The 14265-nt window shown below is 67.9% G+C and carries 17 protein-coding genes and 1 pseudogene; 15 read left to right on the forward strand and 3 right to left on the reverse strand.

Features of this window, described 5'->3' with window-relative positions; all coding sequences use genetic code 11:
- Positions 1 to 130 precede the first annotated feature (130 nt).
- From BJY22_RS23920 to BJY22_RS23930, 3 genes are all read left to right on the forward strand, one after another.
- Positions 131 to 742: an Rv1733c family protein gene (locus BJY22_RS23920; RefSeq protein ID WP_167210309.1), complete on the forward strand. Its 612-nt coding sequence runs from the start codon at positions 131 to 133 to the stop codon at positions 740 to 742.
- Positions 743 to 757: 15 nt separating this feature from the next.
- On the forward strand, positions 758 to 1015 hold the full coding sequence (locus BJY22_RS23925; protein ID WP_167210311.1) for a WhiB family transcriptional regulator: 258 nt from the start codon (positions 758 to 760) through the stop codon (positions 1013 to 1015).
- Positions 1016 to 1215: 200 nt separating this feature from the next.
- Positions 1216 to 2037, forward strand: a complete 822-nt coding sequence (locus tag BJY22_RS23930) for a mechanosensitive ion channel family protein (protein WP_167210313.1) — start codon at positions 1216 to 1218, stop codon at positions 2035 to 2037.
- A 69-nt stretch (positions 2038 to 2106) separates the two neighbouring features.
- Here BJY22_RS23930 and BJY22_RS23935 read toward each other — a convergent pair whose 3' ends face one another.
- Positions 2107 to 2445, reverse strand: coding sequence for a DUF6401 family natural product biosynthesis protein (locus BJY22_RS23935; RefSeq protein WP_167210315.1), 339 nt, complete (start codon positions 2443 to 2445; stop codon positions 2107 to 2109).
- 252 nt (positions 2446 to 2697) lie between these two features.
- Here BJY22_RS23935 and BJY22_RS23940 point away from each other — a divergent pair, with 252 nt between their 5' ends.
- The 4 genes from BJY22_RS23940 to BJY22_RS23955 all read left to right on the forward strand — a co-directional run bounded on the left by BJY22_RS23940 (position 2698) and on the right by BJY22_RS23955 (position 6501).
- Positions 2698 to 4917, forward strand: coding sequence for a CehA/McbA family metallohydrolase (locus BJY22_RS23940; RefSeq protein WP_167210316.1), 2220 nt, complete (start codon positions 2698 to 2700; stop codon positions 4915 to 4917).
- On the forward strand, positions 4917 to 5321 hold the full coding sequence (locus BJY22_RS23945; RefSeq protein ID WP_167210318.1) for a hypothetical protein: 405 nt from the start codon (positions 4917 to 4919) through the stop codon (positions 5319 to 5321). The genes BJY22_RS23940 and BJY22_RS23945 overlap by 1 nt, the downstream gene beginning before the upstream one ends.
- A 236-nt stretch (positions 5322 to 5557) precedes the next feature.
- Entirely contained in the window at positions 5558 to 5905 is a 348-nt protein-coding gene (locus tag BJY22_RS23950) for a hypothetical protein (RefSeq protein WP_202891236.1), read from the forward strand.
- Between the two features lie 29 nt (positions 5906 to 5934).
- Positions 5935 to 6501, forward strand: a complete 567-nt coding sequence (locus tag BJY22_RS23955; RefSeq protein ID WP_202891237.1) for a hypothetical protein — start codon at positions 5935 to 5937, stop codon at positions 6499 to 6501.
- A gap of 23 nt (positions 6502 to 6524) precedes the next feature.
- Here BJY22_RS23955 and BJY22_RS23960 read toward each other — a convergent pair whose 3' ends face one another.
- Positions 6525 to 6938, reverse strand: coding sequence for a MarR family winged helix-turn-helix transcriptional regulator (locus BJY22_RS23960; protein ID WP_167210322.1), 414 nt, complete (start codon positions 6936 to 6938; stop codon positions 6525 to 6527).
- Between the two features lie 107 nt (positions 6939 to 7045).
- Between BJY22_RS23960 and BJY22_RS23965 the strand changes: the two genes are divergently transcribed.
- Genes BJY22_RS23965 through BJY22_RS23975 form a run of 3 tightly spaced genes read left to right on the forward strand, consistent with a single transcriptional unit; the run spans position 7046 to position 8774 of the window.
- Positions 7046 to 7684, forward strand: a complete 639-nt coding sequence (locus BJY22_RS23965; protein WP_167210324.1) for a hypothetical protein — start codon at positions 7046 to 7048, stop codon at positions 7682 to 7684.
- On the forward strand, positions 7681 to 8397 hold the full coding sequence (locus BJY22_RS23970) for a hemerythrin domain-containing protein (RefSeq protein WP_167210326.1): 717 nt from the start codon (positions 7681 to 7683) through the stop codon (positions 8395 to 8397). Before BJY22_RS23965 ends, BJY22_RS23970 begins: the two co-directional genes overlap by 4 nt.
- Complete coding sequence (locus BJY22_RS23975; protein ID WP_167210327.1) at positions 8394 to 8774, forward strand: VOC family protein; 381 nt, start codon at positions 8394 to 8396, stop codon at positions 8772 to 8774. The genes BJY22_RS23970 and BJY22_RS23975 overlap by 4 nt, the downstream gene beginning before the upstream one ends.
- A 260-nt stretch (positions 8775 to 9034) precedes the next feature.
- Here the strand turns inward: BJY22_RS23975 and BJY22_RS23980 are convergent, their stop codons facing one another.
- The gene (locus BJY22_RS23980; protein ID WP_167210329.1) at positions 9035 to 9427 is read right to left on the reverse strand and encodes a DUF1801 domain-containing protein; all 393 of its coding nucleotides are present in this window, start codon (positions 9425 to 9427) and stop codon (positions 9035 to 9037) included.
- Between the two features lie 109 nt (positions 9428 to 9536).
- On the opposite strand from BJY22_RS23980, the gene BJY22_RS23985 reads away from it, so the two are divergent.
- The 5 genes and pseudogenes from BJY22_RS23985 to fusA all read left to right on the forward strand — a co-directional run bounded on the left by BJY22_RS23985 (position 9537) and on the right by fusA (position 14252).
- Positions 9537 to 10466 carry an alpha/beta fold hydrolase gene (locus tag BJY22_RS23985; protein WP_337758891.1) on the forward strand — a complete coding sequence of 310 codons (930 nt, stop codon included), beginning with the start codon at positions 9537 to 9539 and terminating at the stop codon, positions 10464 to 10466.
- A gap of 121 nt (positions 10467 to 10587) precedes the next feature.
- A pseudogene (locus BJY22_RS42560) lies at positions 10588 to 10701 on the forward strand (ribonuclease HI); the annotation flags it as partial.
- An 80-nt stretch (positions 10702 to 10781) separates the two neighbouring features.
- The gene (locus BJY22_RS42565) at positions 10782 to 11024 is read left to right on the forward strand and encodes an RNase H family protein (RefSeq protein ID WP_337758892.1); all 243 of its coding nucleotides are present in this window, start codon (positions 10782 to 10784) and stop codon (positions 11022 to 11024) included.
- Positions 11025 to 11106: 82 nt separating this feature from the next.
- On the forward strand, positions 11107 to 11805 hold the full coding sequence (locus BJY22_RS23995; protein ID WP_167210331.1) for a hypothetical protein: 699 nt from the start codon (positions 11107 to 11109) through the stop codon (positions 11803 to 11805).
- 353 nt (positions 11806 to 12158) lie between these two features.
- Positions 12159 to 14252 carry an elongation factor G gene (gene fusA / locus BJY22_RS24000; protein ID WP_167210333.1) on the forward strand — a complete coding sequence of 698 codons (2094 nt, stop codon included), beginning with the start codon at positions 12159 to 12161 and terminating at the stop codon, positions 14250 to 14252.
- Positions 14253 to 14265: the final 13 nt, after the last annotated feature.

Here is a 14265-nt window from a genome sequence, read left to right on the forward strand (position 1 = left end):
GCACCGCGCCCTGAGCAGTCCGTAGGTCGCCACGTGGTCGGGCGACCACGTGGTTGAGGGGTCCGTGGGGACGTCACAAACGGGCCGGTCGTGTGGTCCTGATGGGCAGGACAGTCACGAGGAGGCCGTGATGAGCACCCATCAGCAACGTCGGGCCGAGCTGGCGATCCGGATGCAGCTCCGCCGGCTCAGCGTCGCCGAAAACCCGTTGCGTCGAAGGGAGGATCGGCTCGAAGCAGCTCTGCTGCTCGGCGCGCTCGTGACAGCGCTGCTCGTGATCGCCGCCGCCGCAGTTCTCGCGACGATCGTGCGCGATCACGCCGACTACGCAGCGGCCCGGCAGCGGGCTGAGCTGCGGCCGGCACAGGCACGAACACTCGAGGGCACGACAGACCCTGTGTTGTCGCAGCTCGGGCAGAGCACGACGACGGTCAAGGTGCAGTGGTTCGATGCTGCCGGGTCAGTCCGGGAGGGACAGCACGACGTTCCGATCGGAACCACGGCGGGCACCGAATTGTCGATCTGGCTCGACCGGACCGGGGCGATGACCCGGTCGCCGCGAGAACCCGCCGAAAGCGCTGCTCTCGGTGGCGCCGTCGGAGTCACGGCGACCATGCTCACCTGGCTGCTGCTGTTCGGGTCGTTCCGGCTGTGCCGCCGTCCGCTGGACCGCAGTCGTGAGCAGGCGTGGGAGCGCGAATGGGAGCAGGTCGCACCGCGCTGGACCGGTCGACAGACCTGAGATGAGGCCGGCACCGTGAGATGGCTACTCAAAGCCGCCTGCCGGAACGAGGACCCCGAACTGTTCTTCCCGATCGGGACCACAGGCCCGGCACTACAGCAGATCGAAGCCGCGAAGCAGGTCTGCCGCCGCTGCGAGGCGACCGACGCCTGCCTGGAGTGGGCGCTACGCACAGGCCAGGACGCCGGTGTCTGGGGCGGCCTCTCCGACACCGAACGCCGAACCTTGAGCCGCCGCCGACGCGGTAGCGACGCATCCGACTGGATCGCTTGATTGAACTGATGCGTACTGTGGTCGGTCGCGGTCGGAAAGTGTGCGCGATCGCCCTTGTTTTGTTGGCTTTCGGGGCGGGTACCGCATCGCTGTTCAATTCCGGAACGGGGCAGGCCGAAAACGGGATCCCCCGTCTGCCGGCTGTCCGACCGGATCAGGTGCGGCGTGGCCGTGTGTTCGTGCCGGAAGGAAGCAGAACGATGGATCTGACCCAATCATGGAACGACGCGGTAGGAGCAGTCATAACCTTCCTGCCGAAGTTCGTGCTGTTCCTCGTCATCCTGTTCGTCGGATGGCTCGTCGCCGCGGCGCTGCGCAAGCTCGTCAACGTCGTGCTGTCCCGCGTCGGCTTCGACCGCGCGGTCGAGCGCGGCGGTGTCGGGCGGGCGCTCGCGCAGTCGAAGTACGACGCCAGCGGGCTGATCGCGGCACTCGTCTACTACGCCGTACTGCTGATCGCGCTGCAGTTCGCCTTCGGCGTCTTCGGGCCGAACCCGGTCAGCGACCTGCTGGCGGCGATCGTCGGCTGGCTGCCGAGAGCAGTGGTGGCCATCGTCATCGTCGTCGTGGCCGCCGCGATCGCCAACGCGTTGCGTGACCTCGTCGGCAGCGCGCTGTCGGCACTCAGCTACGGACAGCTGATCGCCAAGGTGGTCCAGGTGTTCGTCATCGCGCTCGGAGTCATCGCGGCGCTGAACCAGATCGGAGTCGCGACCGCGGTGACCACACCGGTGCTGATCGCGGTACTCGCAACCGTCGGCGGCGTCATCGTCGTCGGGATGGGCGGCGGGATGATCCGGCCGATGCAGCGGCGCTGGGACCGCTGGCTGGATCGGGCCGAGCAGGACTTCCCCAACGCCCGTTCGCGCGAGCAGGCGTACCAGCGGGGTCGCGAGGACGCTGAGCGGAGCCAGTGGCAGACGGAGCCCGGTGAGTCGTCGACCGCTGGTCTGCCGGGGGAGTCCCTCGGCAGTGCTCACCGGTCCACGCCGCCGCCGCCGCGAAGCGATGGCACCACCTGATCGAGGGGCCAGGTGGTACAGGGGGAAGCGTCCCCGAGCGTCACTTCCGCGCTCGGGGTCGCTTCGTGCTCACAGCCGGGGGAGATCGTGGAGGCCGGAGCGACGTTCGGACGACGAGAGACTCACCGTCGCCAGCAACCGCACCATCACCCAGTCGTCGCCCGCGCCATCGATTCGCCAGCCGCGTTCAGCTGCCGAGTCCTGCACACCTCGTGCGTACGCCGCCAGCTCGACCGGGCCGGCGGATCCGGCAGTAAGACCGAGAATGTCGCGAACGGCGGCGGCATGCTGGTCGATGGCCGCCTGCAGGGCTGGGCTGTAGGCGCCAAGCCCTGCGAGGAGCTGGTCCTTCAACACGGCGAGCTCTCGTCGGGCCGCCGACTCCCGCATGATCCTCAGCCAAGCCATGGCTCAGTAGGGTAGGCCGATGAGCCGCATGTCCGCCAATTTCTGCGGCGACATGCGTAGATCTCGGCGCCTGATGGTGCGATGGATCGTGGGTGATCAGCCCCCTCGAAAACCCCAAGCCAGGCGCGACCGGGGCAACTAAGCTCGAAAGCTGGTCCACGACGAGGAGGCCCCGTGTTTCAGCCACTACTGGCGTCCGCGACTAGAGCCGTTGAAAAACTCCGTGCCATCGGCGAACCCTTACCCGACGACGTGACCAGCCAGCTGGCGAAGCTGGCCGACGACACCCAGACCGACGCCGTCAGGTCCGCGAAGGTCGAAGAACTCCTGCGCCCCTATGTCCTCGCCGACGTGCAGATCGACGAGCGGGGCCTGACGGCGAGTACGCCGGGTGCTGCGCCTCCACGACTTGTTCAGCACGGGTGGCGAAGCTTCCTGGTCCGGGTGGTGAACCCGCATCGGCTGCTCGGCGATCTGTCCGCGCCGTCGAACCATGTGCTCGGGCTGGTCGACCACCACAGCCACGCCGCGCGGATCACGCTGCACGACACGTTGACCGTCGTACCGCGGATCGAGGGCAGTTGGCTGCAGGTGAAGCTCGCGGGTCCGACCGACGTGTCCGGCCTGGACGTCGAGTACAAGGTCATCAGCCTGTACAGCCGCGATGGCGGCAGCCGCAGCGGCGAGTTGACGTTCGTTCTGGCGGTGGAGGAAGCGATGGAGAGCCTGACCCGTCCGCCGTTCGCGAAGGCCGGCCAGCGGATGAGGTTCGAGAGCCGTCAGTACGCCGCGATGTTCGACTTCGACTGCTTGCCCGCCCGCGACATCCGGTTCGACATCCGGGAGCCTGACGGCACCAGCACCGTGGCGGCGCTGACCGTCCGGGATTCCCAGCGGCGGGCGTACCCGTCGAAGGCGATGCGACTGGCGCCGGACATGTTCTTCCACGACCACGTCTACCGGGCGACCGGCGAGGTGATCACGCTCCCGGCTGGTCAGTACGAGATCTCCGCCCGGCGCGGACCGGAGTACCGCGAGGTCCGCGTCGAGGTCGACCTGTCGGCCGAGAGCGAGGCGGTCACGATCGAGCTCGATCGCTGGGCCGATCCGGCCGCCCATGGTTACTACTCGGGTGACCCGCACATCCACGCCGGCGGCTGCTCGCACTACAGCGTGCCGTCGGAGGGCGTGACGCCGGAGACGATGATCCGGCATGTTCGCGGCGAAGGGCTCTGGATGGGCAGCGTGCTCACCTGGGGACCGTGCTATTACCACCAGAAGCAGTTCTTCAGCGGCTCGTCGATCAGCCCGCGGGCCGAGCTGGAGTACCCCGCCATGCAGCAGGCGCAAGGCATGACGTGGGATCCGCAGGACACCGACCGCGACAGCCAGAGTCTGCTCCGGTACGACCTCGAGGTGTCGGGTTTCCCATCGAGCCATTCCGGTCACGTCATCCTGCTCGGGCTCACCGACCAGGACTACCCGGGCACCCAGCTGATCGAGGACTGGCCGTCGTGGAACCTGCCGGTCATGCGCTGGGGCCACGCGCAGAACGCGCTGGTCGGGTACGCGCACTGCGGTAGCGGCCTCTCGGTCGGCACGGAGGAGTTGCCGAACTACGTCATCCCAGGGTTCCAGTCGATCGGCTCCAACGAGATCATCGTCGATGTGCCGCTCGGCGCCGCCGACTTCCAGTGCGGCGCGGAGTTCGCTCCTGCCGCCGAGCTCAACATCTGGTACCACCTGCTGAACGTCGGCTACCGCACCCTGATGCTCGGCGAGACCGACTATCCCTGCATCTACGACGACGGCCCGGGAGTCGGACGCACCTACGTCCGGCTGGCCGAGCCGCCGCAGGGCGAGCAGGCCCTGGAGGCATGGCTCGGTGGGCTGAAGGACGGTCCGTCGTACTTCGGTGACGGCCGCAGTCACGTGTACGACTTCGCGGTCGACGGCGACACCGGCCGTGAGCTCGCGATCGACGCTCCGGGACCGGTCCGGGTTACCGCGTCGGTCGCGGCCTGGTTGCCCGAACAGCCACCTGCGCCGCCGGGGCCGGGCCAGCCGGTGTACAGCGCACCTGTCGGCTGGCATCTCGAGCGGTCGCGGATCGGCCGGTCCCGGAACGTCCTCGTCGAGGTCCTGGTGAACGGCGTTCCGGCCGGGGCGCAGGAACTACTTGCGGACGGCAACGAGCGGCCGATCGAGTTCGACCTGGACCTGGAACGTTCGTCCTGGATCGCGCTGCGGATCCTGCGCAGCGTGCACACCCAGCCGATCTTCGTCGAGATCGCCGGTCAGCCGATCCGGGCGTCGCGTCGCAGCGCGCAATGGCTGCACGACTCGGTCGACGCGCTGTGGAAGGCGAAGTCCGGCTTCATCCGCGAGACCGAGCGATCAGCAGCGCGCGAGGCGTACGACGCCGCGCAGGCCGCCTACCTGGTCCGGCGCGACGAATGCGAGGTGGACTGATGGTTCACGGCGAACCGGCCGGCTGCTGCGCCCCGGTCGACACCACGGCGCCTATCTCGGTCACCATCAATCCAGAGGCACGGGTGAACGTCGCCCGGACCGGGAGGCGGGTGGAGAGCGTGACCACCGGTGACTGGCACACGATCGAGTTCCCGATCGTCAACACCGGTTACGTGACAGGCCTGCTGGCGATCGAGAGCGACCCGGTGCCGGGTGTCGAGCTGGACCTTCCGGTGCACGAGCTGACAGGGGAGCCGCGTCAGGAGGGCGGGTTCCGGGTGCGCTTCGACATACCGACGATCGTGGACGTCACGCTGACATTCCGTGCCCTGGGAGCACTCGGCGGGCTGGCCATTCACAGCTCCCTTCACCTGATCCTCCGGTCGCACGTCCTGCCCGCCTGATTTCGTGCCGCGGCGGCGTGCCCACGTTCTCGCTGTCGCGCTCTTGTCGAACACCACTGTACGAGTTACAGTCCAAGGACTTACTCGTACAGTGGTGTTCAAGTTATCCGGAGGTGGGTATGACAGAGCAGGCGAAAGGGGCCCAGCCGACTGGCCTGGCGAAGCCGGCGCCTTCCCCGGCGTCGAACCGAGACGGCCTCACGAGGGGCTCGGTATGGAGGTTCGTCCGGCACTACGTGGAGATGGTGGCCGCGATGGCCGTCGGGATGCTGGTGATCAATCCGGTCCTGGGCCTCGCTCTCGGCCCGGTTGCGAACAGGGTCGAGGTCGACAGCCTGGCGATGGCGACCAGCATGGCAGTCGCCATGGCGGCGTGGATGCGGTTTCGAGGGCACCGGGTCCGGCCGATCGTGGAGATGTCCTTGGCGATGTACGCCGGATTCGTGGTCTTGTTTCCGCTGCTGTGGGCGGGACGCATCGATGCAGGCGGCCTGATGACCGGCGGGCACGTGCTGATGCTGCTGTTCATGCTGGCGGCAATGCTCGCCCGGCCCAGAGAGTACGCCGCAAAGCACGCGCACTGACACGCCTCCCTAGGGGAATGGAGGATCCGTTGAACGAGCAGAGTGTGTCGACCGAGGTGGTTCCGAGGCGGCGGTCGGTGCTGGGCTACTGGCCCGTCGTACTGGGAGCCGCGGCTGCGACTTTCCAGATCGTGACCGGGGTGGCCACCGATGCGGTCGCCATTACCGTCGCGGTCGCAGCCAGCTGTTATCTCGCCGCGGCGGCGCTTGGGCAGCGCTGGATCGCGTGGGCCGGTGTGCTGACCGGCTCGGTCGTGGTCACCGTCAGCGAGGTGGCCGGGGTCGACTGGTGGCTGGGTCTCTCTGTGTACGCCGTCGCGCTCGTCGTGGCTGGTCTACTGCGACGAGCCTCGATCCGTCCCCTCACCGCGCAGGGGGTCGCGATGCTCGGGTTCGCCGGCCTGGCCGTCGTTGCCGTTCTCGTCTCGCCGCGCCTCGGGCTGGCGATTGCGGGCGTCGCACTGGCCAGTCATGCCGGCTGGGACTACCTGCACTGGCGCCGCAACGAAGTCGTCCCTCGCTCGCTGGCCGAGTTCTGCATCGTGCTCGACGTGCCCTTCGGAGTGGCGGCGATCGTCCTGGCATTCACGACCTGACGGCTACAAAAGCCGGTGCCGTATCAGGTCTCCGAGGAGTCGAGCAGCTTTGACAGCAGTCGTCGGAGCTCGCGGTGGCCGCGCTCGCCCAGGATCTCGGTCACGTGCTCCTCGATGCCGGTGATCGTGTGATGCCCGGCGGCCACGGCGGCGCGGCCCCGCTTGGTGAGCACGATGAGTTTCGCGCGGCCGTCGTCGGGGTCGGGACGACGGACGACGTACCCCATGTCCACGAGCTCGTCGACCAGTTCGCCCATGGCCTGAGGAGTCATGTTGGCCTTGCGTGCGAGCTCGGTGAGCCGCGAGCCGTCCGGCGAGATCTGGGCGAAGACGGCGGAGTGCTTCGGCTTCTGCGGATAGCCGGCGCCGACCACACCTTCGACGATCTGAAAGCCGAGCAGGCTGTAAGCCTGGCCCAGCATCGAGACCGTGTTCATGCGCTGCTCCGTTGACAACTCAGGGATCGCGAGAGTACTAAGGTTACCTGAACATCTGGTGAGCACGACGCCGGTGTGTCGCAACTCGGGGGCGAGGGGGAATCACAATGACGCAGGTTGGTGTGGGTACGTCGCCCGCCGCCTCGGCTTTCATCTGGGTGAGCCGCGGCGGTGCGGTGTGCCTGGTGGCAGGCGTGCTAGGAGCCGTCAGTGGCATCTTCTTGGCCGTATATCCGGGCCAGGTGTCCGAGGACAGGTTCAGCTATCCGCTCACGGCGGACGGCTTCACTGGTATCCAGATCTGGTTCTTCGTCCAGCACCTCGGGCTGATCGCCGGCCTCGCGGCACTGTCCCGCGCAGAGATCATGGCGCCGGGCCGAAGTGCACGCTGGGGGACTGGTCTCGCGGTCTCGGGCATGGCGCTGCTCGCCGTCACCGAACTGATCGCCATCACGGCACGCAACTCGACCTATCCCGGCGACGGCACCGGACTTCTCGACACGCTCTACGGCGTCTCCAGTCTCGCGGTTGGGGTGGGACTGATACTCACCGGCATCGCTGTACGCCGCAGGGGACGCTGGACCGGATGGCGCGGTCTCGTGGTGCTGGTGGCCGGCATCTTCGTGTTCGTGCCGATGACACCTGCACTGATGGGACCGTTCGTCCTCGCCCGGCTCGCGATCACGGGCTGGATGCTTCTGTTCGCGGCGCTCGGCTACGCGCTGTGGAAGGCCGACGAGCGATGAGCAGCACCGGAGGACCTGCGGCCCGCGAGATGCCGATCATCCACCGGATCTTCCGACGCCAGTTCGCCGAGGTGCGGGACCTGGTACAGCAGGCGCCGACAGCCGATGCGACGCGGATTGTCGCTATCGCCGACCACCTCGGGTTCCTGCTCGACGGCCTGCACATGCACCACACCACGGAGGACGACCTGATCTGGCCGAAGCTGCTCGACCGCGCGGGACTCGACGCACCGCTGGTGGAGCGGATGGAGGTACAGCACCAGCAGATCGACGCGTCGGTCGCCGAGGTCCGTACGGCGATGTCGGTATGGCGCTCGGCTCCGACGCCGGCGACGTCCTCGGCGCTCGCCGACCGCATCGGCGACTTCCTCGTCGTCCTCGAAGGACACCTCGACGAGGAGGAGCAGGTCGTCGTACCGCTGATCGACCGCCACCTCACCGAGACCGAATGGCAAGAGATCGGACAGCGCGCGTTCGAGAAGTTCACGCCGGCCCAGCGGTGGATCGCCACCGGGCAGATGGTCGAGGTCGCGACGCCCGAAGAGGTGGCGACGATGTTCGGCCAGCTGCCGCCACCGGTGAAGGTGCTCTGGCACCTGGTCGGCAAACGCAAATACCGCCGGTACATCACGCCGGTCCGCGGCGGGACGGCGTACTGGACGGACGGCGGTGGAGAGCGCACAGTCGGAGGTAGTGGAAGGAGCCCGTCATGAGGATCCATGCGACCTGCCTCGATCATGTCGTTCTGAACGTCTCCGATCTGGACGCGAGCCGCCGGTGGTGGTCGACCCTCACCGGTGCACGCGCCACCAGGGATCACGAGGGCGAGGTGTCGTTCGTCGTCGGCGGCCAGGCGATCCGGTTGCGGGAGGGCGTCCCGGCGCCGCGTGGCTCGATCAGCGTCTGCTTGCTGGCCGATGCGTCGATCCACGACCTGTACGAGCGTGCGGAGGAGCTGCACGCCGTACAAGGAGAGATCCATCCCCGTACGGCGGCCACGGCTCCCGTCCAAGCCCTCACCCTCGAGGACCCCGACGGCTACCAGGTCGAACTCGCCACCTACACCCCCGAAGGCGCCCCGGTCCCATGAGACGAAGCTTGCTGTACTGAGTGCACTTGCCCTTCTGGTTCCTCGCTGATCGGTCTCGCTTGGCTTCATACTCTTGGGTCACGTGGGGGCGCGTGAGCTCTTGAACACGCGTGGGGGGTGGGGGCGATGGCACGTCGTCGTGCTTGGAACGGGATCGGGCGTGGGCTGCGAGGTCTCCTGGACCTTGCGGTTGCGCGCGTACGAGGTCGGACACCAGTCGAGGTTCGCGTCGGGTGATGTCGGGCCGAGTGCGGCGGTCGCTACGCGTCGGCCAGCCAGGAGCGGATGACGGCGATGATCGCGTCGCGCTTGCCCTCCAGTTCGGCGGCCGGCGGCAGCGCGAGGCTTGCGCGAATGTTGGAATGCCAGGTGAGCAGCTGTTCAGGATCGCCCGCGAACGTCGGCTCGGCCTGCTTGTCTTCGGCGAGTTCGGTGCCCTTGTGCAAGATGAGGCGTACCGGGCCCTTGCCTGCGGCGTTGATCGTGAGCCGGTCGACGCCGTCGAGCGTGTAGTCGGGGGAGTTCCACTTGATGATCTCGGTCAGTCTGGGCTCCGCCTGATGCACGAGCGCGCGCAGCGCTTCAACGTCGGCGCGCCTCTCGGGCGACTGTCCGGCGAGGAATGCGTCGATGGTGGCAAAGCGATCAGGCATGAGGCGATGTTAGGGCAGTGGATGGACACCTGCGACCGGTCAGCGGCGACCGGCGAGCAACGTTGCTCCCGTGGGTTGGTCCCAGCGTGACAGCGAACGATCGCCGCCCGTGCGCCTCGACATCGCGGGCACTCGGGGGGAGCATGAGGGCGATGCGGAGGGGACCAGGATGACCGATGCCACGAGCCGTACGATCGACGTACCGGGCGCCGTACTGACGTATGACGTTCGGCCTGGTAGCGATGCGGACACGACGCCGCTGGTGATGGTTGCTTCGCCGATGGCTGCGGCCGGGTTCGCGACGTTGGCCGGCTACTTGACTGATCGCACGGTGGTCACGTACGACCCGCGGCAGAGCGAGCGCAGCAAGCTCACGACGGATGTGGAGCCGAACCCGGAGATCCACGCCGATGACATCCACAGGGTTGTCCAGGCCGCCGTGGGGCCCGGCCCTGTCGATGTGCTGGCGAGCAGTGGTGGCGCGGTGAACATGCTTGCTTTCGTCGCGGCGCATCCTGACAGGGTGCGCACTCTCGTCGCTCACGAGCCGCCGCTCGTCTCGGCACTGCCCGATCGCGAGACGGCGTTTGCAGCCGTCCACGACGTCCGGAACACCTACGAGCGTGACGGACTGGGCCCGGGGATGGCGAAGTTCTTGGCGCTGGTCATGCACAGTGGCGAGATCCCTGCCGATTGGGCCGATCGTCCGGCTCCCGACCCGGCGCAGTTCGGATTGCCGACGGAGGACGACGGCTCCCGGGACGATCCGATGCTTGGCCGCGGCCATATGGTCAACACGACTGGCTACGAGCCGGATTACGCCGCGATCAGCGCTGCTCAGACCCGCGTCGTGCTCGCGTACGGCATCGAGTCAGAAGGTCTCATCACCCACCGCGCCACAGTGTCCGTCGCCGATGCCCTCGGAGTTGAGCCGACGAGGTTTCCGAGCGACCACGGCGGCTTCCTGGGCGGGGAGTACGGTCAGACGGGAGACCCGGACGCGTTCGTCGCCCGTTTACGCGAAGTACTCGATAACTGAGACCTGCCGGGCGCACTGCGTGACACTGGTCCTGATCCCGCCGTCAGGGGCTGTGCGCCTGCGGGGTAGTGTTTTCGCTCTGATGCCTTCAGTTCGCGCACGCCGTCCTCGTCCGCCCGATATGACAGTTCCCGTCGGTGCGCGCTCGGTGTTCACCGACGGTGCGTGCTCGGGCAACCCTGGACCTGGGGGCTGGGCCTGGGCGTTGTCGACGACCGAGTATGCCGCCGGTCATGAGGCTGCCTCCACGAACCAGCGGATGGAGATCCGTGCCGCCCTCGAGGCCGTGCGGCGAACGACGGTCCACTACTGGTCGTGTCGGATTCGACCTACGTCGTCAACTGCTTCCGCGACCGGTGGCACACAGGTTGGCTCGAGCGAGGTTGGCTCACCTCAGCGAAGAAGCCGGTCGCCAACAGGGATCTGTGGGAACCCTTGGTGACGTTGGTGATCGAGCGCGGGGATGTTGCCTTCCAGTGGGTCAAGGGCCATTCCGGCCACGAGATGAACGACTTCGTGGACGGCTTGGCCGTCGCCGCCTGCTTCCCACAGCCCTGACCTCGAGAGACGCACGGCGCTGACCTTCGTCGAGGCGGTGTTGCCGCGGCTTGGCGCTCACTCGTGGGACAGTTGCCCAACGATGACGATCTTTACGTTCCACCTCGCGGAGCTCCGTCCGGCGACGACGGCGGGGGCGCTGTGGAAGGCGCCGACTGTGCCGTCCACGCCCGGGTTGCGGTACGCCGAGTGCCTGGCGTTGATGCGCCTCGGTGCGCCGACCGTCTCGCCGGCCCGAATGCAGCTACGCCGGATGGCGATGTTCGCGCGGTGGGAGGACGAGGGGGCTGTCGAGACCTTCCTGGCGGACCACTCCCTGGGTAGGGAGTTGGCGGCAGGCTGGCATGTGCGTATGCAGTTCCTGCGCCGCTGGTCGCGGCTTGCGGCGCTGCCCGACCTGCCGGCGAGAGCGGGCGAGTGGGACCCGGCCGAACCCGTAGTGGCGGTCACGCTGGCTCGGATGCGCCTCCTGGAGGTGCCGAGGTTTCTCAGGTGGGGCAAGCCCGTGGAACGGCTGGTTCGCGACCATCCGGGAACCACGCTGGCGCTGGCCGCGATGCGTCCGCCGCGGACGATCTCTACGTTCTCGGTCTGGCGGTCTGTGCGGCAGATGGAAGAGATGGTGCACGGCCACAGCACTGTCCCGGAACCGGACCGTCACGCCGCCGCGATGGTCGAACGCCGGCGCAGGGACTTCCACCACGAGTTCGCCACCCTGCGGTTCCGGCCGCTGTCGGAGCACGGCTCGTGGCAGGGGAGGACCGGGATGATTCCCCGGTAGCGGGGCTGCACGGTGAAATCCGGTGGTCCGGTATCGCCGGTCGCCTTACGCTTGGATCGAATTGAGCGCCGCCGCGAGATCGCGGTCGGCGCGTTGACGAGTGAGGGGAGCCCGGCCGTGCGTTACAGCATCGCTGTGGGCGTTCCCCGGTCACGGTACGACGTGATCCTGGTGTCTCCGGCTGTCAGGTGCCGACTGCGCGGTCGGCTCCTGCCCGTGACGAACTGACGCAGCCTGTCCTGCAGGCGGCCGCATGAGCCGCCGCCGGGGCTGTGGCGCATGGCCTGATCACAGGCCGCTTCGTCCGCGAATCGCGCCGTCCTGATCCGGATCATCCGAAAGGCCATCGGCCCATGCGTACGAACCATGACCACCGTCAACTCAACCGCCCGCTGTCCGGCCTGCGCAATGTCGGCATTCTCGCCCATGTCGATGCCGGCAAGACCACTGTCACCGAAAGGATCCTGTATCTCGCCGGTACCACTCACAAGCGCGGTGAGGTCCACGACGGCACCACCGTCACCGACTTCGACTCGCAGGAACGCGATCGCGGGATCACGATCTTCGCCGCGGCCGTCAGCTGCGACTGGGACGGGCACTCGATCAACCTGATCGATACCCCCGGCCACGTCGACTTCTCCAACGAGGTGGAGCGCTCGCTGCGGGTGCTCGACGGTGCCGTCGCGTTGTTCGATGCCGTCGCGGGCGTCGAACCGCAGAGCGAGTCGGGCTGGCGGCAGGCCGACCGGCACGGGGTGCCGCGGATCGCGTTCGTCAACAAGATGGACCGCGCGGGCGCAGACCTCGACGCAGCGGTGGCCTCGATCCGCGAGCGGTTGCACGTGACCCCGCTGGCGGTTCAGATGCCGATCGGGAAGGAGGCCGAGTTCAGCGGAGTGATCGACCTGCTCAGGATGCGGGCGTACGTCTGGGTCGACGGCAGCGACACCTTTGCGGAGGGCCCTGTGCCCGAAGCCCTTCTGGAACAGGCGATGCGACAGCGTCGGCTGCTCGAGGAAACCGTCGCCGAGCTCCACCCGGTTGCGCTGGACGAGTTCTATGCGCGGTCAACGGTTTCCGCGGAGACGCTGGCTGCCGCACTGCGGGACCTGACCCGGTCGGGTACCGGCGTGGTGGTGCTGTGCGGGTCGGCGTACCGCAACCGCGGGATCGAGCCGCTGCTGGACGCCGTCGTGGCGTATCTGCCTTCGCCGCAGGAGGTGCCGGCGGTGCGTGGCATGGCGGACGGCGTCGTACAGGAACGCGTCGCCGACCCGATGGCGCCGTTCGCGGCGCTCGTGTTCAAGGTCAGCTCGACCGCGACCGGGCGGCTGACGTATCTGCGGGTGTACTCGGGAACGATCCGGAAGGGAGACACGGTGGTGGACACGGGCGCGGGACGCACTGAGCGGATCAGCCGGATTCTGCGGGTGCAGGCCGACCAGCACGCCGAGGTACAGCAGGCGTTCGCCGGCGATATCGTCGCGATCGTCGGACCGAAGTCTGCACGAAGCGGCGCCACCCTGTGCGCGCCGGCGGCGCCGTTGGTTCTTGAGGCGCCGGTCGTGGCAGACCCGGTCGTTTCGGTGGCGGTCGAGGCTCGCAGGAGCACCGACACCGACCGGCTCGCGTCGGCGCTGACACGGCTGGTCGAGGAGGACCCCTCGCTGACCGTCAGGACCGATTCCGAGACCGGGCAGACCTTGTTGTCGGGCCTGGGAGAGCTGCACCTCGAGGTCGCGGTGGAGAAGATCCGTCGCGCTCACGGGCTGGAGGTCGGAGTCGGCCGACCGCAGGTGACCTACCGCGAGACAGTCGGGCGCGGGGTGTCCGGGCTGGTGTACCGGCACGTCAAGCAGGACGGCGGGGCCGGTCAGTTCGCCCAGATCACCCTCGACGTGGAACCGCTGGAGGTAGCCGACGACGACAGCACGGAGGACTTCGCGTTCCGGTCGGTCGTCGTCGGTGGACGGGTGCCGCAGGAGTATGTCCGCGCGGTCGAAGCAGGCTGCCGGGATGCTCTGGCGCAGGGGCCCCTCGGCGGGCACCCGGTGACCGGGGTGCGTGTCACGCTGACGGATGGAGCCACCCATCCGAAGGACTCGTCGGAGATGGCATTCCGTACGGCGGGCCGGCTGGGGCTCCGGGAAGCGCTGCGTGCCAGTGCGATGGTGCTGCTGGAGCCGGTCGCCGAGGTCACGGCGACTGTGCCGGAGGATGCCGTCGGCGGCGTGCTCGGCGACCTGGCGGCACGGCGTGGCCGGATCTCGGGTTCGACCGCACGGCCGGGCACGATGGTGATCGTCGCCTCCGTCCCGCTGGCCGAACTGTTCGGTTATGCAACGCAGTTGCGCAGCCGTACCCAGGGCCGGGGAACCTTCACCACCCGGACCACCGGCTACGTCCCGGCACCAGGCTCGAGGACTGAGGAAACTCCGTCCCGGTAGAGCCCAGCATGCC

Origin of the sequence: Kribbella shirazensis (genome assembly GCF_011761605.1) — a bacterium.
In the GTDB taxonomy this organism is placed as follows: domain Bacteria; phylum Actinomycetota; class Actinomycetes; order Propionibacteriales; family Kribbellaceae; genus Kribbella; species Kribbella shirazensis.